Below are 25,329 nucleotides of genomic sequence, written 5' to 3'. Positions count from 1 at the left end.
CCCGCTTCTATTACCAACTTCTCTAATAATCACGCCGCAGAAAAGGCGCAATTGTGGCATAATCTGCACCAAATCAAACAGACATCGGCAATGCACACCATACCGGCGCGTGAATCCGATGGCTTTATCACTAAACTTTCAGACGAATCAAACCAAGACAGGGTTTCCGGCCAGAGGTCGTCTGAAAGTATCCGCTTCAACGAAATTAAAACCGACAAATGTAAAGAGCAGAAAGTCTCACATGACAACCCAAACCCTTTTAATCGAACTCCTTACCGAAGAACTCCCCCCCAAAGCCCTGAATAATTTAGGCAACCACTTCGCCGCTTCTGTTGCCGAAGGCTTGGAAAAAGCGCAACTGATTGACGGCGCAGCCGAATTTACTGCCTACGCCTCGCCGCGCCGTTTGGCCGTTCAAGTCAAAAACGTGAAAGCCGTTCAAGCCGATCAGAAAATCGTGAAAAAAGGCCCTGCCGTGGCGAATGCTATGAAAGATGGTGCGCCGACCAAGGCCTTGGAAGGTTTTGCACGCGGTGCGGGGGCGAAAATCGAAGACTTGACCATCGTCCACGACGGCAAGCAGGATGTGTACGCCTACGAATACGTCCAAACCGGCAAACCGTTGGGCGAACTTTTGGAAGACATTATCAATCAAGCCGTTAAGAAACTGCCGATTCCGAAAGTGATGCGTTGGGGCAGCAGCACGTTTACCTTCGTGCGCCCCGTTCATGGGCTGATTGTGCTGCATGGCGGCGACATCGTGAACGTCAGCGTTTTAGGTTTGCAAAGCGGTAATCAAACCTTAGGACACCGCTTCCTGTCCAACGGCGAAATCACTATTACTAACGCCGACAGCTACGCCGCACAAATGCGCGAGCAAGGCAAAGTCGTTGCTTCGTTTGCCGAGCGCAAAGCTGCGATTCAGACGGCATTGAACGAGCAGGCAGGTCGTCTGAAAGCCACCGTCGCCGCCAATGAAGCCCTGTTGGACGAAGTCACCGCGCTGGTCGAATGGCCTGTCGTTTTGGAAGCCGGTTTTGAAGAGCATTTCCTCGCCGTGCCGCAGGAATGCCTGATTCTGACCATGCAGCAAAACCAAAAATACTTCCCGCTGCTCGACCAAAACGGCAAACTGATGAACCGCTTCCTGCTGGTCTCCAACCTGCAAACCGAAGACCCGTCGCACATCATCCAAGGCAACGAACGCGTCTTGCGCGCGCGCCTGTCTGATGCCGAGTTCTTCTACAAGCAAGACCAAAAAGCGACTTTGGAAAGCCGCCTGCCCAAGCTGGCGAACGTGGTTTATCACAACAAAATCGGTTCGCAGGCCGAACGCATCGAACGCCTGCAAAGCATCGCCGCCCACATCGCCAAAGCTTTGGGTGCGGATGCCGCCGCAGCCGAACGCGCCGCGCGTCTGGCAAAAGCCGACTTGGTGACCGAAATGGTCGGCGAGTTCCCCGAACTGCAAGGCACGATGGGCAAATACTACGCCCGCTTGGACGGCGAAACAGAAGAAATCGCCGAAGCCGTCGAGCAGCACTACCAGCCGCGTTTTGCCGGCGACAACCTGCCGAACGGCAAAGTCGCCACTGCCGTTGCGCTGGCCGACAAGCTGGAAACCTTGGTCGGCATTTGGGGCATCGGTCTGATTCCGACCGGCGACAAAGACCCCTACGCCCTGCGCCGCGCCGCCTTGGGTATTTTGCGGATGCTGATGCAGTATGGTTTGGACGTAAACGAGCTGATTCAGACGACCTTCGACAGCTTCCCCAAAGGTTTGCTCAACGAGAAAACACCGTCTGAAACCGCCGATTTCATGCAGGCGCGCCTTGCCGTGTTGCTGCAAAACGACTATCCGCAAGACATCGTCGCCGCCGTACTCGCCAAACAGCCGCGCCGTTTGGACGATTTGACCGCCAAACTGCAAGCCGTCACTGCGTTCAAACAACTGCCCGAAGCCGCCGCGCTCGCCGCTGCCAACAAACGCGTGCAAAACCTGCTGAAAAAAGCCGATGCCGAGTTGGGCGAAGTCAATGAAAGCCTGCTGCAACAAGACGAAGAAAAAGCCCTGTACGCCGCCGCACAAGGCTTGCAGCCGAAAATCGCCGCTGCCGTTGCCGAAGGCAATTTTCAGACGGCCTTATCAGAACTGGCTTCCGTCAAACCGCAAGTCGATGCCTTCTTCGACGGCGTAATGGTGATGGCGGAAGACCCCGCCGTAAAACAAAACCGCCTGAACCTGCTGAACCGCTTGGCAGAGCAGATGAACGCGGTAGCGGATATTGCGCTCTTGAGCGAATAATATATAGCCGTAAACAAAGGTCGTCTGAAAACGGACAAGCAGCTTTGCCCAACGTTTTCAGACGACCTTTTTGATTCTATGAATCTATAGTGGATTAAATTTAAATCAGGACAAGGCGACGAAGCCGCAGACAGTACAGATAGTACGGAACCGATTCACTTGGTGCTTCAGCACCTTAGAGAATCGTTCTCTTTGAGCTAAGGCGAGGCAACGCCGTACTGGTTTAAAGTTAATCCACTATAACGCCATCCGCTCGCCCGCAAAGCCAATTCCCGCTCACATCCATGTCCTAGCCCCATCCCATTCCGTGTGGGCAAGGCCTATTTACTATATAATTTCGACTTTCAGCATTTTCCGCGCTTAATCATGAAACGGCTCAAACGCATCAAAACCATCCTCCGCACGCTTTATCTCTACCGCCTCGCCGAGCTGTTTGCCGCGCTTGTCCGTCCGGGCTGGGCGCGGACGCTGTTGAAAATGCTGCCGCAGTCGTCTGAATTTGAAAACGAACCGCCTGCCGTGCGCCTGCGCCTTGCCTTAGAAAGCTTAGGGCCGATTTTCATCAAATTCGGGCAGGTTCTGTCCACACGCCCCGATTTGATTCCGCATGATTACGCGGTCGAACTGGCAAAGCTGCAAGACAAAGTCCCGCCGTTTGATGCGCAGCTTTCACGCTCGCAAATCGAAAAATCACTGGGGCAATCCATCGAAACGCTGTACGCGGAATTTGAAACCGAACCCGTCGCCAGCGCATCCATCGCCCAAGTACACAAAGCCCGCCTGCATTCGGGAGAACAAGTGGCGGTCAAAGTCTTGCGTCCCAACCTTCTGCCCGTGATCGAACAGGATTTGTCGCTGATGCGCTTCGGCGCTGCTTGGGTCGAGCGTCTGTTTGCCGACGGCAAGCGTTTGAAACCGCGCGAAGTAGTGGCGGAATTCGACAAATACCTGCATGACGAGCTGGACTTGATGCGCGAAGCTGCCAATGCCAGCCAGCTCGGCCGCAACTTCCAAAACAGCAATATGCTGATTGTGCCCAAGGTGTTTTACGACTACTGCACCAGCGACGTACTGACCATCGAATGGATGGACGGCACGCCCGTATCAGACATCGCCAAACTCAAAGCCGACGGCATCGATTTGCACAAACTTGCCGATTACGGCGTGGAAATCTTCTTCACGCAAGTCTTCCGAGACGGCTTTTTCCATGCAGACATGCACCCCGGCAACATTCTGGTCGCCGCCGACAACCGCTACATCGCCCTCGATTTCGGCATCGTCGGCACGCTGACCGACTACGACAAACGCTATCTCGCCATCAACTTCCTCGCTTTTTTCAACCGCGATTACCACCGCGTCGCCACCGCCCACATCGAATCGGGCTGGGTGCCCGCCGACACGCGCGCGGAAGAATTGGAAGCCGCCGTCCGCGCCGTGTGCGAACCGGTGTTCAACAAACCGATTTCACAAATTTCCTTCGGTTTGGTGCTGATGCGCCTGTTTGAAGTCAGCCGCCGCTTCAATGTCGAAATCCAGCCGCAGCTTGTATTGCTGCAAAAAACGCTGCTCAACATCGAAGGCTTGGGACGGCAGCTTGATCCCGATTTGGACCTGTGGAAAACCGCCAAACCGTTTTTGGTGAAATGGATGAACGAACAGGTCGGCCCCAAAGCCTTTTTGCGCAACCTCAAAAACGAAGCCCCCGACTGGGCGCAAATCATCCCTTCCCTGCCCCGCAAAATCAGCGCGCTGGTTGACGAAAACCGCCAGCAGGAAATGCGCGATGCCTATATCCATTTGGTCAAAGTGCAGCAGCGGCAAAGCATGTGGCTGGGCGTGATTGCGATTGTGTTGCTGCTGATTTTGCTGTTTGATTAAAAATCCATATGCACAAAAGGTCGTCTGAAAACGAAATAGTGGTTTTAGAAAAACTCGCTATCCGCATTTTCAGACGACCTTTTATTATGAATTTGAATAAAACGCACACCTCAACCGTAGCGTGGGCTCCGCCCACGAAAATTGGATATTTTGCCCCTCGTCCCAAACAAAATTGACCAACATAATTTCTCGCGGGCAAAGCCCACGCTACTTTTCCACTCGTTACCAAGGTCGTCTGAAATCACGGATTGCAGCCAGGCAAACCCGTTATGACCGTTTTCAGACGACCTTCTATTGCGAGTTTGAATAAAATACCCGCCGCAGCCGTAGCGTGGGCTCCGCCCACGAAAATCAGGATATTTTGCCCCTCGTCCCAAACAAAATAGACCGATATATTTCTCGCGGGCAAAGCCCACACTACTTTTCCACTCGTTACCAAGGTCGTCTGAAATCACGGATTGCAGCCAGGCAAGCCCGCTATGACCGTTTTCAGACGACCTTCTATTGCGAGTTTGAATAAAATACCCGCCGTAGCCGTAGCGTGGGCTCCGCCCACGAAAATCAGGATATTTTGCCCATCGCCAAAAAACAGAATAGACCGATATATTTCTCGCGGGCAAAGTCCACGCTACTTTTCTACTCGTTACCAAGGTCGTCTGAAAACGCCAAACCGTTCTCACCGTATAAAACCACGCTTTTCAGACGACCTTTACAGTTTTTGAGTCATTCCCCGATATGCTATAATCCGCCGTTAAACTTTTATCTTTTCAGGAAAAACCATGAGCTTGAAATGCGGCATCGTCGGCCTGCCCAACGTAGGCAAATCCACCCTCTTTAACGCGCTGACCCAATCGGGCATCGAAGCGGCGAACTATCCTTTCTGCACCATCGAACCCAACGTCGGCATCGTCGAAGTGCCCGACCCGCGCATGGCGGAGTTGGCAAAAATCGTCAATCCGCAAAAAATGCAGCCTGCCATCGTCGAGTTCGTCGACATTGCCGGTTTGGTTGCAGGCGCGAGCAAAGGCGAAGGCTTGGGCAACCAGTTCCTCGCCAACATCCGCGAAACCGACGCCATCGTCAACGTCGTGCGCTGCTTTGACGACGACAACATCGTCCACGTTTCCGGCAAAGTCGATCCGATTGCCGACATCGAAACCATCGGCACCGAACTAGCACTTGCCGACCTCGCCAGCGTCGAAAAAGCCATCGTCCGCGAAGAAAAACGCGCCCGCTCAGGCGACAAAGACGCGCAAAAACTGGTCGAGCTGTGCAAAAAACTGCTGCCGCATCTGGACGAAGGCAAACCCGTCCGCTCCTTCGGTTTGGACGCGGAAGAACTCGCCATGCTCAAACCGCTGTTCCTGCTGACCGCCAAACCCGCTATGTATGTCGGCAACGTTGCCGAAGACGGTTTTGAAAACAATCCGCACCTCGACCGCCTGAAAGAATTGGCGGAAAAAGAAAACGCCCCCGTCGTTGCCGTATGCGCCGCGATGGAGAGCGAAATCGCCGAGTTGGAAGACGACGAAAAAGCCGAATTCCTCGCCGAAATGGGCTTAGAAGAACCCGGTCTGAACCGCCTGATTCGCGCGGGCTACGACCTCTTAGGCCTGCAAACCTACTTCACCGCCGGCGTCAAAGAAGTCCGCGCCTGGACCATCCACAAAGGCGACACCGCCCCGCAAGCCGCCGGCGTCATCCACACCGACTTCGAACGCGGCTTCATCCGCGCCCAAGTCATTTCCTACGACGACTTTGTCTCGCTCGGCGGCGAAGCCAAAGCCAAAGAAGCCGGCAAAATGCGCGTGGAAGGCAAGGAATATGTCGTGCAGGACGGGGATGTGATGCATTTCTTGTTTAACGTATAAACCAAATGCAATAAGTTTTCAGACGACCTTCCTAACCGAGGTCGTCTGAAAACCATCATTCTGTTGTTTCGGACTTAGGAAGTTATCCATGAAAAAATCTATTCTCTATATGGCATTATTTTTCGCTGCCTCAACTGCCCAAGCACAAACACCGCAACAAATCGTACAGAAGTTTTATCCGAAATATTCGCAAAAATACCAATGTTACCAAGTCAATGTGAAAGACAATGGTCAATACTGTGTACGTCAAACCAAAAGCGAAACGCGCCAAACTGCTCAAGGCAAACTGATGTACCTGCTGTTTACAGGCAACGCATTTAATTTTGAAAAAGGCGTAGCAGACGGTGCGCACGTTCAATCCGGTCTGGCGGGCGTATTTGTTTTGAAACAGACTGGCAACGACTGGAAACTTCTCGCTGCGCAACCACATGGCTGGGCGGGCTCATTCGGTAATGCGCCTGAAGCAAAGTCTTGGTCGTTCCACGAATTCGGCAAAGACAAATGGGGATTTCTGACCCTTCATGGCGATGTTCATAATGGTTATGCGGGTTCTGCCTATCAATTGTTTGTTCATGACGGCGCGAAAAAAATCACAAAAAGCAGTATCACGGCAGAAGCAGAAAATACGGGGGCATTAGGCGACTGCTCGGAAAATTTTTATAAAGGTCGTAAAAACACCGCTGCCGAACGACGTAAATGCTTGAGCGAACTGTACAACCTTTCTTCTAAAATCAAAATACTAAAAGACGGTAAAACAAGTGCCGGTTTCTACCCGCTTCAATTGACGGTATCTGGTTTTGACGGCTCGAAAAAATACACCAATAAAGTCTTTATTGCCACCTATAACTCTGCCAAAGAATATTACAGCACCCCAAAAGACTATCCACTGGCAGATAAAGATTTTTAATTTTTCAGACGACCTCAGATATTTTAAGGTATAGAAAAGGTCGTCTGAAACACCGACTATATAAAAGGAATTTCAGTGAAATCAGTTATCCAAGACCTACAATCGCGCGGCTTAATCGCGCAAACTACCGACATCGAAGCCTTAGACGCTTTGTTAAACGAACAAAAAATCGCCCTCTACTGCGGTTTCGACCCGACCGCCGACAGCCTGCATATCGGTCACTTGTTGCCCGTATTGGCATTGCGCCGTTTCCAGCAGGCGGGGCATACGCCGATTGCTTTGGTGGGCGGCGCGACCGGTATGATTGGCGATCCCAGCTTCAAAGCGGTGGAGCGCAGCTTGAATTCCGCCGAAACCGTTGCCGGCTGGGTAGAAAGCATCCGCAACCAACTGAAACCGTTTTTGAACTTTGAAGGCGAAAACGCCGCCATTATGGCGAACAACGCCGACTGGTTCGGCAGCATGAACTGCCTCGACTTCCTGCGCGACATCGGCAAGCATTTCTCCGTCAACGCTATGCTGAACAAAGAATCCGTCAAACAGCGTATCGAGCGCGACGATGTGGGCATTTCCTTCACCGAGTTCGCCTACTCCCTGCTGCAAGGCTACGACTTCGCCGAATTGAACAAACGTCATGGCGCGGTTTTGGAAATCGGCGGCTCCGACCAATGGGGCAACATCACCGCCGGTATCGACCTGACCCGCCGTCTGAACCAAAAACAAGTATTCGGCCTGACCCTGCCGCTGGTCACCAAATCCGACGGTACCAAATTCGGCAAAACCGAAGGTGGCGCGGTATGGCTGAACGCGAAGAAAACCTCGCCGTATCAGTTCTACCAGTTCTGGCTGAAAGTTGCCGATGCCGATGTGTATAAATTCCTGAAATACTTCACCTTCCTGTCTATCGAAGAAATCGACGCCATCGAGGCGAAAGACAAAGCCAGCGGCACCAAACCCGAAGCGCAACGCATCCTCGCCGAGGAAATGACCCGCCTGATTCACGGCGAAGCCGCCCTGCAAGCCGCACAGCGTATTTCCGAAAGCCTGTTTGCCGAAGACCAAAGCAGCCTGACCGAAAGCGACTTCGAACAGCTCGCACTCGACGGCCTGCCCGCATTTGAAGTTTCAGACGGCCTCAATGTCGTCGAAGCCTTGGTTAAAACCGGCTTGGCTTCTTCCAACAAAGAAGCGCGCGGTTTTGTGAACAGCAAAGCGGTATTGCTCAACGGCCAAGCCGCCGAATCGAACAACCCGAACCACGCCGCCGAACGCCCCGACGATGCCTATCTGCTGACCGACGCGCACAAACGCTTCGGCAAATACACCATCGTACGACGCGGCAAACGCAACCATGCGCTCTTGGTTTGGAAATAAGCCTTAAATGACAGAGGTCGTCTGAAAACTTTTTTCAGACGACCTTTTTTCTACCGTCAACAGTATGATAGCGAATATATTCCCATCTATAGTGGATTAACTACAGATCGGCACGGTATTTCCCATTCATACCGTCTGAGGCTTCGTCTTGCCCTGATTCACAGTCAATCTGCCACACCTGCGCGCATCATAAATCTTAAATCCGGTAACACCCTATCCGTTTGAATCCAATACACAATAAGAAAGAAACACCATGACTGCCCCCTACACTCTTGCCGACCTGAAGACCGCCTACCAGCGCAAAGAAAAACTGAAATATCTATACTTCTGGGGACACACGCCAAAACATATAGTGGATTAAATTTAAATCAGGACAAGGCGACGAAGCTGCAGACAGTACAGATAGTATGGCAAGGCGAGGCAACGCCGTACTGGTTTAAAGAGACCTTTGCAAAAAAGCCCTCCTCCCGACAACCGAAACCCCAACACAGTTTTTCGGCTGTTTCCTCCCCTAATCACTCCTTAATTCTACCCAAACGCCCCCTTAATCCTCCCCGGATACCCGATAATCAGGTATCCGGGCCGCCTTTTAGGCGGCAACAGGCACACTTAGCCTGTTAGCCGCTTTCAACAGGTTCAAACACATCGCCTTCAGATGGCTTTGCGCACTCACTTTAATCAGTCCGAAATAGGCTGCCCGGGCATAGCGAAATTTACGGTGCAGCGTACCAAAGCTTTGTTCGACCACATAACGGGTCTTCGACAAATATCGGTTACGCTTTGTTTGGTTTGCGCTTCCGTCAGCGGACGGTTGCGGCAGGCTTTGCGCATAATGCCGTCCAGCAACTGGTGTTCTTTCAGATGTTGCCGGTTTTCCGCACTGTCGTAGCCTTTGTCGGCATAGACAGTCGTGCCTTCGGCAATACCCTCCAACAAAGGGGACAGGTGGTTGCACTCATGGGTATTGGCAGGGGTGATGTGCAGTTTCTCGATATAGCCTTCCTCATCGGTACGGGTATGTTGTTTGTAACCGAGTTTGTAGAGGCCGTTTTTCTTTGTCCAGCGGGCATCTTTGTCTTTGCTCGGTGTGGTTTGACCGCTGATTTGTCCTTCCTCATCGACTTCTATGGCCTGACGCTGTTTGCTGCCGGCGGTCTGAATAATGGTGGCGTCAACGACGGCGGCGGATGCTTTCTCTACTTTTAGGTTTTTTTCGGCCAGTTGTCGGTTAATCAGTTCCAGAAATTCGGACAGGGTGTCGTCTTGCGCCAGCCAGTTGCGGTAGCGGCATAAGGTGCTGTAATCGGGGATGCTCAGTTCGTCAAAACGGCAAAACAGGTTGAAATCGATGCGGGTGATGAGGCTGTGTTCGAGTTCGGGATCGGAGAGGCTGTGCCATTGTCCGAGCAGGACGGCTTTGAACATGGACAACAGGGGATAGGCGGGACGGCCGCGGTGGTCTCTAAGGTAACGGGTTCTTTGACGGTTCAGGTATTGTTCGATAGGCTGCCAATCAATCACCTGATCCAACTTCAATAATGGGAAGCGGTCGATGTGTTTGGCAATCATGGCTTGTGCGGTTTGCTGGAAGAAGGTGCTCATGGAAAATCCCCTAAATGTCTTGATGGGAATTTAGGGGATTTTGGGGAATTTTGCAAAGGTCTCTTAAAGTTAATCCACTATAAAAATGAGATAGATAAAGCCGTCTTCAGCCAATGGTATCCTGCGCCCTTTGAAATCGACGGCATCCGCTATGCGACTGCCGAACACTATATGATGGCAGAAAAGGCGAGGCTGTTCGGCGCAGACGATATCCGCCGCCAAATCATCGCTTCTGCCCACCCCAAACAGGCTAAGGATTTGGGAAAACAAGTCATCGGTTTTAAAAACGATATTTGGAATGCCCGCCGCTTCGATATCGTTTGCGAAGGCAACCGTGCCAAATTCATCCAACACCCCGATTTGAAACGCTTTTTGCTTGGCACCGGCAGCCGTATCTTAGTAGAAGCCAGCCCGGTTGACGCAATCTGGGGAATCGGACTTGCCCAAGATGATCCACGCGCCCAAAATCCATTGCAATGGCGGGGTTTGAACCTACTTGGTTTCGCACTAATGAAAGTGCGGGATGAACTTCAGGTCGTCTGAAAGCAACTTCAAAAGCAACTTCAGACGACCCCATAAAAAAACGCACCTTATGAAAAGGTGCGTTTTAATTTCTACGGTTTAGAATTTAGCGCCGGATTGGTTGGCCATATAGTCAACCGCTGCTTTGACTTCGTCATCACTCAGGCTTGTGTTACCGCCTTTGGCAGGCATGGAGTTAAAGCCTTCGAGCGCGTGTTTGTGCAGGGTATCTTTACCTTGTTTGATACGCGGGGCCCACTCGTCTTTCTTACCTATGCCTGGAGCACCGGGGATGGTACCGCCGTGACACATTTTACAGTTGGCTTCAAAAACGGCTTTACCGTCCACTTTGGCAGAAGAAGCATCTGCTTTTTCTACCGGCTTGGCTTCGGCAGGAGCGGCCACTTTTGCATCAGCTGCTGAAGCTGCTTTTTCAGCTTGTGCAGGTGCGGACGCAGATGAAGCGTCAGCGGATGATGCGGCAGCAGAAGCAGGTGCCGGTGCGGGAGCAGGTTCGGCTTTTTTCACGGGCGCTTTGCCGTCTTTGTTGGACAGACCCCATACATACGCAGTCATGATGTGGAGTTTGTCTTTATCCAAGAAACGACCCCAAGCCGGCATTTGACTGTGTCGGCCGTTGGTGATGGTTTCGATAATCGATTTTTGAGTACCGCCCCACAACCATACGTTATCGGTCAGGTTCGGACCCAGTCCTTGGATACCTTGACCTTTGTCGCCGTGACAGGTAAAGCAGTTTGCCGGTGGACCACTGAACAATACTTTACCGCGTGCGGCACGTTCTTCATCGTATTGGTCTTTGGATTTGGATAAGGACATGACATAGTTTGCCACATCTTTTACCCGCTCTTCACCCAACGCAGGACCCCATGCTGCCATCGTCGCCGTACGGCCTTTTTCAATGGTCTCATGGATTTTCTCAGGTTCGCCGCCCCACAACCAATCGTTGTCGGTCAAATTCGGGAAGCCTTTGGAACCTTTGGCATCAGAACCGTGACATTGGATACAGTAGGTATTGAAGAGGTTTTGACCGATGGCGCGTGCTTCAGGATTTTTTGCCACTTGCTCAATCGGCATATTGGCAAACTTGGCATAAACTTTGCCGTACTTCTGATCTGCTTTAGCCATTTCTTGATCATATTGTCCATGGCTGCTCCATTTCCACTGGCCTTCATAATCGCCCAAACCCGGGTACATGACCAGATAACCGATACCGAACAGCCAGACAAAGACATACAGCCAAAACCACCAGCGTGGCAACGGGTTGTTGTATTCTTCGATACCGTCCCATTGATGGCCTGTCGTTTTGACCTCTTCGCCCTTTTTAGGACGCTTCACAACGTTTTGGGAAAGCAGCAGCCATGCCAAGCCGATAAAGCTGAGCACGACGATGACTGCAATGTATATATTCCAGAAATTACTGGTAAATTGGGGTGCTGTGTTCATTATTTTGCTCCGTGATCACGGACTAAACTGTTATCGCCCGTCTTTTTCAGACGACTCTTTATCCTCATCATTTTCGAAAATACTGTTGGCGGCGTCATCATAGTTCTTTTTATTTCGTCGATTGAAAACGATATAAAGCACTAAGATAAAGCTGATAAAAACCCAAACAGTAAAGAGCGAGCGGGCCCAGTTTACGTCCATGATGTTACCTTACGTTTTTCAATGCCAAGCCTAAGCCTTGCAGGTATGCAATCACCGCATCCAGCTCCGATTTGTTTTCCAAGGCTTCAGGCGCTTTGGCAATCTCTTCGTCGCTGTAAGGCGTACCGACTTTACGCAGGGCTTTCATATGCGCCACGGTTGCTTCGGCATCGACTTTGTTGCGGGCAAGCCATGGGAAAGCGGGCATATTGGACTCCGGCACAACGTCGCGCGGATTCAGCAGGTGGATGCGGTGCCATTCGTCGGAATAGCGGCCGCCGACACGTGCCAAGTCCGGACCGGTACGTTTGGAACCCCATTGGAACGGATGGTCATAAACAGACTCGCCGGCAACGGAGTAGTGGCCGTAACGTTCGGTTTCCGCACGGAACGGACGGATCATTTGAGAGTGACAGTTGTAACAACCCTCACGGATATAGATGTCGCGACCAGCCACTTGCAAAGCATTATAAGGTTTCACACCTTCTATAGGCTTGGTGACAGCTTTAGTAAAGAACAGCGGCACGGCTTCAATCAACAGGCCTACGCTGACCACAAGCAGGGTAAATACAATCAGGACGCCGACTTTTTCTTCAGCTAATTGTTGTAATTTCATTTTGGTAGCCTTTTCTTATGTTTTTAGTGGTGCTGGGTTTGAGACACCGCGGGAATCTCGGCATCAACCGCTTTGCCACTGATGGCCGTACGGTAAACGTTGTATGCCATGATACACATACCGCTCAGGTACAGCAGGCCGCCGGTGAAACGAATCATGTAGAAAGGCATGGTGCGTTTAACTGACTCTACAAACGAGTAGGTCAAAGTACCGTCCGCATTCAGAGAACCCCACATCATACCTTGCAATACCCCTGCAATCCACATGGAGGCGATATACAGAACCACGCCGATGGTCGCAATCCAGAAATGCGCTTCCACCAATTTGGTGCTGTACATTTCATTTTTACCGAACAGGCGGGGAATCATGTAGTACACGGAACCAATGGTCACGAAGCCCACCCAGCCCAATGCGCCGGCATGAACGTGTGCAACGGTCCAGTCGGTGTAGTGGCTCAAAGCGTTGACGGATTTGATGGACATCATCGGACCTTCGAAGGTGGACATACCGTAGAAGGAGAGGGAGACGATCAAGAATTTCAAGATAGGGTCGGTACGCAGTTTGTCCCATGCGCCGGACAAGGTCATGATACCGTTAATCATACCACCCCAAGAAGGTGCGAACAGAATCAGGGACAACACCATACCCAAGGACTGAGTCCAGTCAGGCAGCGCGGTATAGTGCAAGTGGTGGGAACCTGCCCACATGTAAGTAAAAATCAAAGCCCAGAAGTGGACGACGGACAGGCGGTAAGAGTAAACCGGACGACCTGCCTGTTTCGGCACGAAGTAGTACATCATGCCCAAGAAGCCTGCGGTCAGGAAGAAACCTACGGCATTGTGGCCATACCACCATTGAACCATGGCATCGATTGCGCCCGCATAAACCGGATAGGATTTCATGAAGCCCGCAGGAATGCTCAGGTTATTGACGATGTGCAACAGAGCGACGGCCAAAATGAAACCGCCGTAGAACCAGTTGGCAACGTAGATATGTTTGATTTTACGTTTGGCAATCGTACCGAAGAATACGATGGCGTAAGCAATCCAAACCAAAGCGATCAGGATGTCGATAGGCCATTCCAATTCAGCATACTCTTTAGCTTGGGTATAACCCAAAGGCAGGCTGACGATTGCCGCAACGATAACTGCCTGCCAGCCCCAGAAGGTAAATGCCGGCAGCCAACCGCCGAACAGGCGTGCATTACAGGTACGTTGAACAACGTAGTATGATGTACCCATCAGACCGCAACCGCCGAACGCAAAAATCACCGCATTGGTGTGCAACGGACGCAGGCGGCCGAAGTGGAACCAAGGGCCGACATCTGATAAATCAAGGGACGGGGCAAACAATTGGGCGGCAACGATGACACCGACCAACATGCCCACAATACCCCAAACTACGGTCATGATGGCGAACTGGCGCACCACTTTGTAGTTATAAGTTTGTGTGTCCATGAGAGTCTCCATGAATTATGGGAATAAAAATTTTTTATCTCACTTTGCCGTATGCGTTTTGAACAAACGCAATAAGGGCTAGGTTTAAATTTTTCTAAATTTAACATATAAGACAAGCCTAGCCAAGCGGAATTACATTTCACTCCATCTGGCGGCTTTATCGATTTTTTATATTTTTTACTTTATAATCATATTATTATTTAACAACCTCCCTGGCAGCGCCACTTTATTTTTTCAAGCCTCCCTTTTGAAGGGGACTTTATCGATATAAATCAAACTGCATAATTCGACCTTTTTATTCATAAAATTTAACAAATACATTAATAGTCATGATTAATTACAAAATCACCCCCAACCCGCTCGCCCACGAGTGGCACATCCGCCTAACCTTCCGACAAGAACATGATTTGGAAACAGAAATCAGCCTGCCGAACTGGGTTCCCGGCAGCTATCTGATACGCGACTTCTCCCGCCACATCACCACCATCCGCGCCTTTTGCAACGGAGAATATGCCCATCTGACCCAAGTCAAAAAAAACCGATGGCGCACCGCCCCGCAGTCCGGCGAGTGGGAAATTTACTACACCGTTTACGCCTACGACCTGTCCGTCCGCGGCTCGTTTCTGACTGCCGAACGCGGGTTTTTTGACGGCGCGTGCCTGTTTTTGCAGGTAAACGGACAAGAAAACAGCGCGCACCAAATCGAATTTCCCATCCTGCCGAAAACATGGCGGATTGCCACCACCCTGCCCCAAACCGACGTCCACAGCTTTCAGACGACCTCCTACCACGATTTAATCGACCACCCTGTCGAACTGGGCAACATCGAATTTCTCGATTTCGAAGCCGGCGGCATCCCGCACCGCATCGCCTTGAGCGGCCACTACCCCGATTTCGACCGCGACCGCCTCGTGTCAGACATCCGCACAATCTGCGAAACCGAACTGGCCATGTTCCCCTCCCCTGCCCCGTTCACCCATTACCTCTTCCTGCTCCACGTCGGCGACAACATCTACGGCGGACTGGAACACATCAGCAGCACCGCCCTGCTCGCCGACCGCCACAGCCTGCCGCCGCACGGCATGATCGACGCCAACGATGCCTACACCCAACTGCTCGGACTGTTCTCACACGAATACTTCCACGCCTGGAACGTCAAATCCATCAAACCCGCCGCCTTCGCCCCCTATGACCTCGACCGCGAAAACTACACCGAGCAGCTCTGGGCATTTGAAGGCATCACCTCATACTACGATGACCTCTTCCTCGCCCGAAGCCGCACCATCGCCCCCGAAGCCTACCTGCGCCTGCTCGCCCAAAGCATCACCCGCGTGCAGCAAACCAAAGGTCGTCTGAAACAAAGCCTTGCCGAATCCAGCTTCACCGCTTGGAACAAATTCTACAAACAAGACGAAAACAGCCCCAACGCCATCGTCAGCTACTACCAAAAAGGCGCACTCGCCGCCCTCTGCCTCGACCTCGCCATCCGCAGCAAAAGCAGTGGGCGACACACCCTCGACAGCGTCATGCAGCAACACTACCGCGATTGGCTGGAGACCCGGCAAGGCATCCCCGAAAAACAATGGCAAGCCCGTTGCCAAACGTTTACCGGCCTAGACCTCGAAGACTTTTTTCAGACGACCCTCTACACCACCGCCGACCTGCCCCTCGCCGAACTCCTCGCCACCATAGGCATCGGACTGCAATGGCAGGCACAGCCGCGCAGCCACGGCGGCGCATTCCTGCCCGAACCTCCAACCGAAACGCCCGCCCCCGCGCCCGATTTCGGCGCAAGGTTCAAACAAAACAGCGACCACGCCACCCTGACCCACGTCTTCAACGGCGGCAGCGCAGAAAACGCCGCCCTCTGCCCGCAGGATAAAATCATCGCCATCGACGGCTACGCCTGCACCGACCTTGCCGCACAGTGGGCGCAACTCCCCATCGGCGCCACCGCCCGCCTCCACTACTTTCGCACCGGCATCCTGTACGTCGCCGACATCACCGTCCAAGCCGCCGAAGCCGACACCGCCGTCCTCTACATCACCGACCGCGAATTATTTGAAAACTGGCTTTATAATGACCGAGCCTAATTTTCAGACGACCTCAAGTGCTGGATCGAGGTCGTCTGAAACATCAACTCTGAAAGAAACAACCATGAAAAAAATCCTTGTCAGCATCACCGTCCTGTTACTCAGTTTGCACGCCACAGCCGCCCCCCAATCAGATTCGGCATATAAAGTAGGAAAGGATATCGCCGTCTTCTACAAAAATCCCTCTGCCGAACGTGCTGCTTCTCTAATGGACCAGATTGTCAAAGCCAATCTCATGCGCAATACCACCCTTGTATGGGGCACGCAAGCTCTGCAAAAATACCCCCAAGGCAGCACTATTTGGTGTGACAATATCCGAACTTACCAAGGCGACGCCTTAACCTTTTCCGCCTACACCCTCGCCCTGACAGGCACGTCTCAAGCCCAAACCTGTCTCGACAGCCTGACATTAAATACCGAGCTTAAAAACAATCTCAAGGAAAACAAAAGCTTCCATCCGCTTCAAGAACCCATCATCTCCCCTGCATCACTGGATTTTCATTGGGTAACTTATTTTGCCACCGGCAATCCGAAAGCGGTCGAACGTATCGTTGACTACATCATCAAAGCCCAAACGGCTGCAGCCCAACGCCCTAACCATGTAGACCTCACACTTTCCGCTGCCATTTGGTCAATCCGATCCAATATGCAACAAGATACAGCGATTGACGAGATTGTCCGCAAATACATACAAAAACAATCCGAAGCCAATAAAAAACGATTGGAACAAGCCCTGTTGGCCCCTCAAGGCAACTAAAATCCATCATCAAACCTAGAAAAGGAAAACCCATGTCTATCCAAAAACTTGCCGACAACCTCTATATCGCCCCGCAACTGACCGAAGCCGACGTTCAAGAAGCCGCCAAACTCGGCATCCAAACCGTCATCTGCAACCGTCCCGACGGCGAAGAAGAAAACCAAGTTACGTTCAAACAAGTCAAAAGCTGGCTTGAAGCCGCAGGCATCCGCGAACACCATCATCAGCCCGTCGTCGCGCCCGCCATCAACGCCGCCGATGTCGCCGCCTTCCAAAACCTGCTCAAAAGCGTTCCCCAACCCGTCCTCGCCTACTGCCGCACCGGCACCCGCTGTTCCCTGCTCTGGGGCTATCATCAGGTGCAAAACGTTGCAAGCGTCGCCGAAGTCGTCGCTGCCGCACAACAAGCAGGCGTCAATCTGAGCAACTTCGAAGCCCGCCTGCAAGACGCGCAACAAAACGGGCTGGCGTAACACGCTATCCGTTTAGCCAAACGCAAAGGTCGTCTGAAAATACCGTTTCAAAAAATGGAAACCGTTTTCAGACGACCTTTTTACGTTATGCCGTTTGGCGAACCGAATGAACGCATCCGATATTTTAAACATTGCGGCAATCCGTTACATCCAGATGAAACTCAATATCCAGACCTGCCGTTTTCATTTACAATCCCCCCGTTCCATCTCATCAATCTATTATGCAAATCCTGCTCACTTTTTTGTTTAAATGCTTTGCGGCGCTGCCTTTGCCGCTTCTACACGCGCTGGGGAATGCGGCAGGCGGCTTGGGCTATTATCTGCTCAAAAGCGACCGGCAGCGTGTGTTCGACAATATGAGGCTTGCCGGATTGAATCCCGCGCCTTCGTCGGTCAAAGCCGTTTTCCGTGAAACGGCGAAAGGCGGGCTGGAATTGCCCGTAGCCTTTTTCAGACGACCTGAAAGCATTGAAACGCTGTTTAAAGAAGTGCATGGTTGGGAGCATGTCCAATCAGCTTTGGACGCCGGAGAAGGACTGTTGTTTATTACCCCGCACATCGGCAGCTACGACCTCGCCGGACGCTATATCAGCCAACAGCTTCCGTTCCCGCTGACTGCCATGTACAAACCACCCAAAATCAAAGCCTTGGATTCCGTCATGCAGGCGGGGCGCGTTCGCGGCAAAGGAAAAACCGCCCCCACCAATATTCAAGGGGTCAAACAAGTCATTAAGGCTTTGCGTTCCGGCGAAGCCACGATTGTCTTGCCCGACCATGCCCCCTCCCCCGAAGAAGGCGGCGACGGCGTCTGGGTGCCGTTTTTCGGGAAATACGCCTACACCATGACGCTGGTGGGCAAACTGGCGCAAGTCAAGGGCGTGAAGGCGCTGTTTTTCTGCGGCGAGCGTTTGCCGAACGGCAAAGGATTTGTGCTGCACATCGAGCCTATGCGCGGCGAACTGAACGGCGACAAACAGCACGACGCGCAGATTATCAATGAAAACACCGAATACTGGATACGCCGCTTCCCGACCCAGTATCTGTTTATGTACAACCGCTACAAACAGCCCGCAGGCGCACCGCTCTCGCCCGACTGGAAACCGGAACCCGGCTGGAAACCTGAAGACGTACAGGATTGAACATTCCTTGCGGGTCGTCTGAAAAGGCGGCTGATGCCCGGTTTCTCAAAACATCGCCATACCAACACAAAAAAGCACCCCAATCGAGGTGCTTTTTCTCTTTTCAGACGACCTTTTGCCGGGCATCAGCCTTTTTTATTGTTCAACGCGGCTTTGACAAACGCGGTAAACAAAGGATGGCCTCTGCGCGGGTTGGACGTGAACTCAGGGTGGAACTGGCAGGCGAAGAACCAAGGATGGTTCGGCAGTTCGATGGTTTCGACCAAGCGTTCACGTCCTGCGGATACGCCGCCGATGACCAAGCCTGCCTGTTCCAGCGTAGGAACGTAGTTGTTGTTGACTTCGTAGCGGTGGCGGTGGCGCTCGCGGATGTGTTCGCTGCCGTAGATTTTGGCGGCGAGGCTGCCTGCTTTCAATTCAACCTCTTGCGCTCCCAAACGCATGGTGCCGCCCAAATCGGCGGATTCGTCACGGGTTTCGACGCTGCCGTCGGCGGTTTGCCATTCGTCAATCAGAGCAACGACGGGCGCGGCGCATTTGAGGTCGAACTCGGTGGAGTTTGCGCCTTTCAAGCCTGCGACGTCGCGGGCGTATTCGATCAGCGCAATCTGCATACCGAGGCAGATGCCCAAGTATGGCACGTTGTTTTCACGGGCGTAGCGCACGGCGGCGATTTTGCCTTCCACGCCGCGCGAACCGAAGCCGCCGGGGACGAGGATGGCGTCCATGTCTTTGAGCATGGAAACGTCGCCGTTGTTTTTCTCGATGTTTTCGCTGTCAACGAAGGTGATTTGCACGTCGGTTTCGGTGTGGATACCCGCGTGTTTCAAGGCTTCGATCAGCGATTTGTAGGATTCGGTCAAATCGACGTATTTGCCGACCATGGCGATTTTGACGGTGTGTTTCGGGTTTTTGATGGCATGGACGATTTTTTTCCACGCGGTCAAATCCGCCTGCTGTACGTTCAGCTGCAACTGCTCGGTAATGATGTTGTCGATGCCTTGATCGTGCAGCATTTCGGGGCATTCGTAGATGCTGTCCACGTCATAGCTGCCGACAATCGCTCGTTCTTCCACGTTGCAGAACAGGGCGATTTTGCGGCGTTCGTCCGCGGGCATGGTTCTGTCCATGCGGCAAATCAGGATGTCGGGCTGCAAACCGATGCTCAACATTTCTTTAACGGTATGCTGGGTCGGCTTGGTTTTGATTTCTCCGGCGGCGGCAATGTAGGGAACGTAGCTCAGGTGGGCGAACAAGGTGTTGTTGCGTCCCAACTGGCTGCGCATCTGACGGATGGCTTCCAAAAACGGCAGCGATTCGATGTCGCCGACCGTACCGCCGATTTCGACGATGGCGACATCGTAACCCGCCGCGCCTTCGTGGATGCGGCGTTTGATTTCGTCGGTAATGTGCGGGATGACTTGAACCGTACCGCCGAGGTAGTCGCCGCGGCGTTCTTTGGCGATGACGTTTTCGTACACCTGCCCCGTGCTGAAGCTGTTGCGGCGGGTCATGGTGGCGTTGATGAAACGTTCGTAGTGTCCCAAGTCGAGGTCGGTTTCCGCGCCGTCGTCGGTGACGAACACTTCGCCGTGCTGGAACGGGCTCATGGTGCCGGGGTCGACGTTGATATAAGGGTCGAGCTTGAGCATGGTCACGTTCAAACCGCGCGATTCGAGGATAGTGGCAATAGAAGCGGCGGCGATACCTTTTCCGAGTGAAGATACGACGCCGCCGGTTACGAAAATAAATTTAGTCATGATGCAGTACCCATGTTGGAATACGGGATTTTACCTTTAAGCGGGTTTTCTGGCAAACGCGGGAAGCCGACCCCGTCCGAAAGAAACTGCCCGAATATAACGAAATCATCTTTTTTTAAAACCAAGCATTCTTTCCCATTTTCAGACGACCTCATTAAAGTAACGTGCAATCCGAGAATTAAGGAAAGAACCATGACCGCAACCACCGCCCCGCTTTTGCGCTTCATCACTGCCGGCAGCGTCGACGACGGCAAATCCACCCTCATCGGCCGCCTGCTCTACGACAGCAAAACCCTGCTGACCGACCAGCTCGACAAACTCAACCGCGCCGCCGAAAACGGCGAAACGCCCGACTTCGCCAGCCTCACCGACGGCCTTGCCGCCGAACGCGAACAAGGCATCACCATCGATGTCGCTTACCGCTATTTCGCCACGCCCAAGCGCAAATTCATCATCGCCGACACGCCCGGACACGAACAATACACCCGCAACATGGTAACGGGCGCATCAACCGCCGATGCCGCCATCGTCTTGATAGACGCAACGCGCGTCGATTTTTCCGGCGGCGAACCCGTCCTCCTGCCGCAGACCAAACGCCACAGCGCGATTCTGAAACTCTTGGGCTGCCCTAACATCATCGTCGCCGTCAACAAACTCGACCTGCTCGACTTCGACGAAACCAAATATCAGGCCATTACCGCAGCCTACCGCAAGCTGGCGGAACAAATCGGCCTCCAAGCCCAAATCCACTTCCTGCCCATCAGCGCGTTAAAAGGCGACAACATCGTCAACGCCAGCAGCCAAACCCCGTGGTATCAAGGTTTACCGCTGTTACCCCTGCTCGAAAGCCTGCCCGTCAACCGCCAAAACGCCGCCGACCAAGCCGCCCATTTCCCCGTACAGCGCGTCGCACGGCAAGACGGCAGCAGCAGTGACGACTTCCGCGGCTATCAAGGCAGACTGGAGGCAGGCCGTCTGAAAACCGGCGACGAAATCAAAGTCCTGCCTAGCGGACATACCGCCAAAATCGCCGAAATCTACAATCCAAACGGCAAAACCGAATCCGCCGAAGCGGGCGAAGTGCTGACCGTCGCGCTCGACACCGACCTCGACATCTCGCGCGGCAACAGCATCGCCGCCGCCGACAGCCCCGTCGCGCCCGAACAGCAGTTCCAAGCCGCGCTGTGCTGGTTCGACGACATCCCGCTCAACCTGCGCCGCAAATACCTGCTGAAACACACCACCCAAACCACCCCCGTCAAAATCAGCGCGATTTCCTACGTTTGGGACGTGAACACCCTCAGCCGCGTCGAATCCGCCGACACGCTCAAACTCAACGACATCGGCAGCGTCAGCCTCAAAACCCAGCAGCCGATTGCCGCCGCGCCCTACGAAGAAAACCACGCCCTCGGCGCGTTCATCCTGATAGACGAAGCCACCAACCACACCGTCGCAGCAGGCATGATACGCAAGGCTGACCAAGCGGACAGTTTTGAAATTTGAAACAAGGGCATCTTGAATTGAAGAGGTCGTCTGAAAAACCGAAACAAGGATTTTCAGACGACCTCTTCAGTTTGGCAGATTAAGGCAGGGAATGTGGCAGATCGGTTTTAAGCCCTGCGGCGTTGCCTTGTCCTGATTTAAATTTAATCCACTATACATAACAAAATTGCGGCATGGCATTTTTTATTTGGATGCATGGAAAAGGTCGTCTGAAAACCCAAAATCGGATTTTCAGACGACCTTTGCCTTACTTGAACCACCTTAGCAGGCGGACAAGATGGATTCTAGGTATGGCTTACCTTTTAGAAAATCAGGCTTTGGGTTTCAATGCCGCCGCTTCTTTGGCGAGGCGGGTGATAGTATCCCAGTCTTTGTTTTTAACGGCTTCTTTCGGTGTCAGCCATGAGCCGCCGACGCACAAGACGTTGGGCAGTGCCAAGTAATCGGGCGCGGTGGCGAGGCTGATGCCGCCGGTCGGGCAGAAACGCACGTCGGCATAAGGACCGTAGAGTGCTTTGAGCATGGCTTTGCCGCCGACGACTTCGGCAGGGAAGAGTTTGAGGGTATCGATGCCGTGTTCCAAAGCCAGTTGGACTTCGCCCGGAGTGGCTACGCCCGGAATCAGGGGGATGCCGCTGTTGTGGCTGGCTTTGGCGAGGGATTCGTGCAAACCCGGGCTGATGGCGAAAACCGCGCCTGCGTCTTCAACGGCTTTAAGCTGCTCGGGGTTGGTAACCGTACCCGCGCCGACGATGGCGTTGGGCACTTCTTTGGCAATCAGGCGGATGGCGTCGAGGCCGACGGGGGTGCGTAGGGTGATTTCGAGGGTGGGGATGCCGCCTTCGACAAGGGCGTGGGACAAATCGACAGCGGTGCTCAAGTCGTCAATCGCCATCACAGGCACGACTGCGCCGGCAGTCAGGATTTCGCGTGGGGTCAGTTTGGACATTTCGATTCTCCAGGTGGGATGGGGTTGTCGTTTTTGTTGAGGTCAAACGGGATGGGGGTTTAAGTTTTCAGACGACCTTTGGGGCTGTAGGTCGGATTCTTGAATCCGACATCTTGGGCGGCTGTGTCGGATTTCAAGAATCCGACCTACGTCTATTTAAACGGCTTCAATAATTTTTCAGACGACCTTCCGTTCACAAAGGTCGTCTGAAACGTGCATCAGGCAAATTCGCCGCCGAAGCTCATGGCGCCGGTTTCTGCGCTGCTGGTCATGCTGCGGAAGTTGGCGAAGAGTTCGCGGCCGCAGCCTTGTTGGTTCGCGCTCAAATCGATGTGTTCGACTTCGCGGGCGTTCCATTCGGCCTCGTTAATCAGGACGTTGAGTTCGCCGGTAACGGAGTCGAAGCGGATCAGGTCGCCGGTACGGATTTTGGCGATGTTGCCGCCCATCAGGGCTTCGGGCGTCATGTGGATGGACGCGGGCACTTTGCCGGATGCGCCGGACATACGGCCGTCGGTCAGTAGCGCCACTTTGAAGCCGCGGTCTTGCAGGATGCCCAAAGGCGGGGTCAGTTTGTGCAACTCGGGCATACCGTTGGCGCGCGGGCCTTGGTAGCGGACAACACACACAAAATCGCGTTCCAACTCGCCGCGTTCAAACGCAGCCAACACTTCGCGTTGGTCGTTGAACACGATGGCGGGCGCTTCGATGATGCGGCAGCCTTCGCGCACGGCGGACACTTTAATTACGCCGCGTCCGATATTGCCTTTCATCAGGCGCAGACCGCCGTCTGGGGAGAACGGGTTGTCGGCTTTGCGTAGGATGTCGTCGTTGCCGCTGGTTTCGGGGGCTTCGCGCCATTCGAGTTTGCCGTCGATGAGGAAAGGTTCTTTGGTGTAGTGGCGCATGCCGTGTCCGACGACGGTATCGACATCGTCGTGCAACAAACCTGCGTCCAGCAATTCGCGAATGACGAAAGGCAGGCCGCCTGCTGCGGTAAAGTGGTTCACGTCGGCTTTACCGTTGGGGTACACGCGGATGAGCAGCGGGATGATGGAGGAAATTTCGTCAAAGTCGTCCCAGTTCAAAATCACGCCGGCGGCACGTGCCATGGCAACGAGGTGCATGGTGTGGTTGGTCGAGCCGCCGGTCGCCATCAAACCGATCAGGGCGTTGATGAAGGATTTTTCGGTCAACATTTCGCCCAAGGGTTTGATGGTGCCGTTTTTGATGCCGCGCGCGAGGTGTCCGGCGGCGTAGCGGGTCAGGGCTTCGCGCAGGTCGGTATAGGGATGGACGAAGGCGGCGGCAGGCAGGTGTACGCCCATCATTTCCATCATCATTTGGTTGGAGTTTGCCGTGCCGTAGAAAGTGCAGGTGCCGGGGCTGTGGTAGGAACCCATTTCGCTTTCGAGCAATGCGTCGCGGCCGACTTTGCCTTCGGCGAAAAGCTGGCGGGTACGGGCTTTTTCTTTATTACCGATACCGCTGGACATCGGGCCTGCCGGAACGAAGATGCCAGGAATATGGCCGAAAGACAAAGCGCCAATCATCAAACCCGGTACGATTTTGTCGCACACGCCCATAAACAGGCTGCCGTCGAACATTTGGTGCGACAGGCCGATGGCGGTACTCATGGCAATCACGTCGCGGGAGAACAGCGACAATTCCATACCGGCGTAGCCCTGCGTGATGCCGTCACACATGGCGGGCGTACCACCGGCAACTTGGGCGGTTGCGCCGTTTTTCTGCGCTTCGTCTTTAATTTGGTCGGGGAAGTCTTTAAACGGCTGGTGTGCGGAAACCATGTCGTTGTAGGCGGTGATGATGCCTAAGTTGGGGACGGTGTCCTGAAGCATTTCGATTTTGATGCTTTTGGGCATGGAGGCGTAGCCGTGCGCCAAGTTGCTGCAACCGAGCTGGTTGCGTTCCAGCCGTCCCATTTGTTTGGCGCTGCGGATTTTCGCCAGATATTTTTCGCGGGTCGGACGGCTGCGTTCGATGATGCGCTCGGTGATTTCGGCGAGCTTGGGGTGGATAGGAGTGGGATTCATGTTCGGTCTCCTGTCGGAAGGGGTGGTATGGGATTTTTGTTTGCGCGTTTCTGATTTATTGTATTGGGTGTGGGGCGTTCAGCGTTTCAGACGACCTTTCAAACCTTACAAGGGGTCGTCTGAAAGCCTCACTATAGTGGATTAACTTTAAACCATTACAGCGTTGCCTCGCCTTGCCGTACTATCTGTACTGTCTGCGGCTTCGTCGCCTTGTCCTGATTTAAAGTTAATCCACTATATTTAGATGTAGGCTATTATAATATAAAAATTGTAATTTAGTTACAAAATAATCTGCTAAATGTAAGAAATTTGATTTAAATCGTGATATGCGTCATTTGTGAAAATCTACCAGACCAAACTCATCAAACTTTTAAACTAAGTCAAATAATTTGTAAAAATGAGAA

General features: G+C 53.0%; 19 protein-coding genes and 1 pseudogene. 11 read left to right on the top strand and 9 right to left on the bottom strand.

The window, feature by feature from the left end:
* Positions 1–241 precede the first annotated feature (241 nt).
* The 5 genes from glyS (at position 242) to tyrS (ending at position 8,335) form a co-directional block, all read left to right on the top strand.
* On the top strand, positions 242–2,305 hold the full coding sequence (gene glyS, locus MON40_RS03100) for a glycine--tRNA ligase subunit beta (RefSeq protein ID WP_039862790.1): 2,064 nt from the start codon (positions 242–244) through the stop codon (positions 2,303–2,305).
* A gap of 366 nt (positions 2,306–2,671) precedes the next feature.
* Entirely contained in the window at positions 2,672–4,183 is a 1,512-nt protein-coding gene (gene ubiB, locus MON40_RS03095; RefSeq protein WP_039862789.1) for a ubiquinone biosynthesis regulatory protein kinase UbiB, read from the top strand.
* Positions 4,184–4,962: 779 nt separating this feature from the next.
* The gene (gene ychF / locus MON40_RS03090) at positions 4,963–6,054 is read left to right on the top strand and encodes a redox-regulated ATPase YchF (RefSeq protein WP_003777024.1); all 1,092 of its coding nucleotides are present in this window, start codon (positions 4,963–4,965) and stop codon (positions 6,052–6,054) included.
* A gap of 88 nt (positions 6,055–6,142) precedes the next feature.
* Entirely contained in the window at positions 6,143–6,961 is an 819-nt protein-coding gene (locus MON40_RS03085) for a hypothetical protein (protein ID WP_003777020.1), read from the top strand.
* A 75-nt stretch (positions 6,962–7,036) separates the two neighbouring features.
* Positions 7,037–8,335, top strand: coding sequence for a tyrosine--tRNA ligase (gene tyrS, locus MON40_RS03080; protein ID WP_003777018.1), 1,299 nt, complete (start codon positions 7,037–7,039; stop codon positions 8,333–8,335).
* A 589-nt stretch (positions 8,336–8,924) separates the two neighbouring features.
* Here the strand turns inward: tyrS and MON40_RS13485 are convergent.
* Together MON40_RS13485 and MON40_RS03075 are read right to left on the bottom strand one after the other, a co-directional pair.
* A complete protein-coding gene (locus MON40_RS13485; RefSeq protein ID WP_360720464.1) occupies positions 8,925–9,290 on the bottom strand; it encodes a transposase in 366 nt (121 codons plus the stop codon).
* Positions 9,176–9,904, bottom strand: a pseudogene (locus MON40_RS03075) (IS5 family transposase); the annotation flags it as partial. The pseudogene MON40_RS03075 and the gene MON40_RS13485, both read right to left, overlap by 115 nt.
* Between MON40_RS03075 and MON40_RS03070 the strand changes: the two are divergent.
* On the top strand, positions 9,890–10,480 hold the full coding sequence (locus MON40_RS03070) for an NADAR family protein (RefSeq protein ID WP_242925992.1): 591 nt from the start codon (positions 9,890–9,892) through the stop codon (positions 10,478–10,480). The pseudogene MON40_RS03075 and the gene MON40_RS03070 overlap by 15 nt on opposite strands.
* Before the next feature lie 78 nt (positions 10,481–10,558).
* On the opposite strand, the gene ccoP is transcribed toward MON40_RS03070, so the two are convergent.
* The 4 genes from ccoP to ccoN are packed head-to-tail and all read right to left on the bottom strand — an operon-like array spanning position 10,559 to position 14,197.
* On the bottom strand, positions 10,559–11,923 hold the full coding sequence (ccoP, locus tag MON40_RS03065; protein ID WP_003777011.1) for a cytochrome-c oxidase, cbb3-type subunit III: 1,365 nt from the start codon (positions 11,921–11,923) through the stop codon (positions 10,559–10,561).
* A 30-nt stretch (positions 11,924–11,953) separates the two neighbouring features.
* A complete protein-coding gene (locus tag MON40_RS03060; protein ID WP_003757997.1) occupies positions 11,954–12,124 on the bottom strand; it encodes a cbb3-type cytochrome oxidase subunit 3 in 171 nt (56 codons plus the stop codon).
* A 4-nt stretch (positions 12,125–12,128) separates the two neighbouring features.
* Positions 12,129–12,740, bottom strand: a complete 612-nt coding sequence (ccoO, locus tag MON40_RS03055; protein ID WP_003757996.1) for a cytochrome-c oxidase, cbb3-type subunit II — start codon at positions 12,738–12,740, stop codon at positions 12,129–12,131.
* Positions 12,741–12,763: 23 nt separating this feature from the next.
* Positions 12,764–14,197 carry a cytochrome-c oxidase, cbb3-type subunit I gene (ccoN, locus tag MON40_RS03050; RefSeq protein WP_174263541.1) on the bottom strand — a complete coding sequence of 478 codons (1,434 nt, stop codon included), beginning with the start codon at positions 14,195–14,197 and terminating at the stop codon, positions 12,764–12,766.
* Between the two features lie 329 nt (positions 14,198–14,526).
* Here ccoN and MON40_RS03045 point away from each other — a divergent pair, with 329 nt between their 5' ends.
* From MON40_RS03045 to MON40_RS03030, 4 genes are all read left to right on the top strand, one after another.
* Entirely contained in the window at positions 14,527–16,290 is a 1,764-nt protein-coding gene (locus MON40_RS03045) for a M61 family metallopeptidase (protein ID WP_003777009.1), read from the top strand.
* Positions 16,291–16,354: 64 nt separating this feature from the next.
* Positions 16,355–17,047 carry a hypothetical protein gene (locus tag MON40_RS03040; RefSeq protein WP_003777007.1) on the top strand — a complete coding sequence of 231 codons (693 nt, stop codon included), beginning with the start codon at positions 16,355–16,357 and terminating at the stop codon, positions 17,045–17,047.
* Positions 17,048–17,079: 32 nt separating this feature from the next.
* Positions 17,080–17,520 (top strand): TIGR01244 family sulfur transferase, encoded by a 441-nt coding sequence (locus MON40_RS03035; protein ID WP_003777004.1) that lies wholly within the window; start codon positions 17,080–17,082, stop codon positions 17,518–17,520.
* 221 nt (positions 17,521–17,741) lie between these two features.
* Positions 17,742–18,659 (top strand): lysophospholipid acyltransferase family protein, encoded by a 918-nt coding sequence (locus MON40_RS03030; RefSeq protein WP_003777002.1) that lies wholly within the window; start codon positions 17,742–17,744, stop codon positions 18,657–18,659.
* A 125-nt stretch (positions 18,660–18,784) separates the two neighbouring features.
* Here MON40_RS03030 and MON40_RS03025 read toward each other — a convergent pair whose 3' ends face one another.
* Positions 18,785–20,419 carry a CTP synthase gene (locus MON40_RS03025; protein ID WP_003777000.1) on the bottom strand — a complete coding sequence of 545 codons (1,635 nt, stop codon included), beginning with the start codon at positions 20,417–20,419 and terminating at the stop codon, positions 18,785–18,787.
* Between the two features lie 192 nt (positions 20,420–20,611).
* Here MON40_RS03025 and MON40_RS03020 point away from each other — a divergent pair, with 192 nt between their 5' ends.
* Positions 20,612–21,922, top strand: coding sequence for a sulfate adenylyltransferase subunit 1 (locus MON40_RS03020; RefSeq protein WP_003776995.1), 1,311 nt, complete (start codon positions 20,612–20,614; stop codon positions 21,920–21,922).
* Between the two features lie 310 nt (positions 21,923–22,232).
* Here MON40_RS03020 and MON40_RS03015 read toward each other — a convergent pair whose 3' ends face one another.
* Together MON40_RS03015 and edd are read right to left on the bottom strand one after the other, a co-directional pair.
* The gene (locus tag MON40_RS03015; protein ID WP_003757978.1) at positions 22,233–22,871 is read right to left on the bottom strand and encodes a bifunctional 4-hydroxy-2-oxoglutarate aldolase/2-dehydro-3-deoxy-phosphogluconate aldolase; all 639 of its coding nucleotides are present in this window, start codon (positions 22,869–22,871) and stop codon (positions 22,233–22,235) included.
* Between the two features lie 218 nt (positions 22,872–23,089).
* Positions 23,090–24,925, bottom strand: a complete 1,836-nt coding sequence (gene edd / locus MON40_RS03010; protein WP_003757974.1) for a phosphogluconate dehydratase — start codon at positions 24,923–24,925, stop codon at positions 23,090–23,092.
* Between the last annotated feature and the right edge of the window lie 404 nt (positions 24,926–25,329).

This window comes from Neisseria macacae ATCC 33926 (assembly GCF_022749495.1).
Taxonomy (GTDB): Bacteria; Pseudomonadota; Gammaproteobacteria; order Burkholderiales; family Neisseriaceae; genus Neisseria; species Neisseria macacae.
The sequence above is the reverse complement of the archived record's forward strand: the minus strand, read 5'-3'. Positions and strand labels throughout refer to the sequence as shown.

Excerpts from the sequence above, each read along its gene's own strand:
- glyS (WP_039862790.1), top strand. The coding sequence starts at position 242 with ATGACAACCCAAACCCTTTTAATCGAACTCCTTACCGAAGAACTCCCC.
- ubiB (WP_039862789.1), top strand. The coding sequence starts at position 2,672 with ATGAAACGGCTCAAACGCATCAAAACCATCCTCCGCACGCTTTATCTC.
- ychF (WP_003777024.1), top strand. The coding sequence starts at position 4,963 with ATGAGCTTGAAATGCGGCATCGTCGGCCTGCCCAACGTAGGCAAATCC.
- MON40_RS03085 (WP_003777020.1), top strand. The coding sequence starts at position 6,143 with ATGAAAAAATCTATTCTCTATATGGCATTATTTTTCGCTGCCTCAACT.
- ccoP (WP_003777011.1), bottom strand. The coding sequence starts at position 11,923 with ATGAACACAGCACCCCAATTTACCAGTAATTTCTGGAATATATACATT.
- MON40_RS03060 (WP_003757997.1), bottom strand. The coding sequence starts at position 12,124 with ATGGACGTAAACTGGGCCCGCTCGCTCTTTACTGTTTGGGTTTTTATC.
- ccoO (WP_003757996.1), bottom strand. The coding sequence starts at position 12,740 with ATGAAATTACAACAATTAGCTGAAGAAAAAGTCGGCGTCCTGATTGTA.
- ccoN (WP_174263541.1), bottom strand. The coding sequence starts at position 14,197 with ATGGACACACAAACTTATAACTACAAAGTGGTGCGCCAGTTCGCCATC.
- MON40_RS03045 (WP_003777009.1), top strand. The coding sequence starts at position 14,527 with ATGATTAATTACAAAATCACCCCCAACCCGCTCGCCCACGAGTGGCAC.
- MON40_RS03040 (WP_003777007.1), top strand. The coding sequence starts at position 16,355 with ATGAAAAAAATCCTTGTCAGCATCACCGTCCTGTTACTCAGTTTGCAC.
- MON40_RS03035 (WP_003777004.1), top strand. The coding sequence starts at position 17,080 with ATGTCTATCCAAAAACTTGCCGACAACCTCTATATCGCCCCGCAACTG.
- MON40_RS03030 (WP_003777002.1), top strand. The coding sequence starts at position 17,742 with ATGCAAATCCTGCTCACTTTTTTGTTTAAATGCTTTGCGGCGCTGCCT.
- MON40_RS03025 (WP_003777000.1), bottom strand. The coding sequence starts at position 20,419 with ATGACTAAATTTATTTTCGTAACCGGCGGCGTCGTATCTTCACTCGGA.
- MON40_RS03020 (WP_003776995.1), top strand. The coding sequence starts at position 20,612 with ATGACCGCAACCACCGCCCCGCTTTTGCGCTTCATCACTGCCGGCAGC.
- MON40_RS03015 (WP_003757978.1), bottom strand. The coding sequence starts at position 22,871 with ATGTCCAAACTGACCCCACGCGAAATCCTGACTGCCGGCGCAGTCGTG.
- edd (WP_003757974.1), bottom strand. The coding sequence starts at position 24,925 with ATGAATCCCACTCCTATCCACCCCAAGCTCGCCGAAATCACCGAGCGC.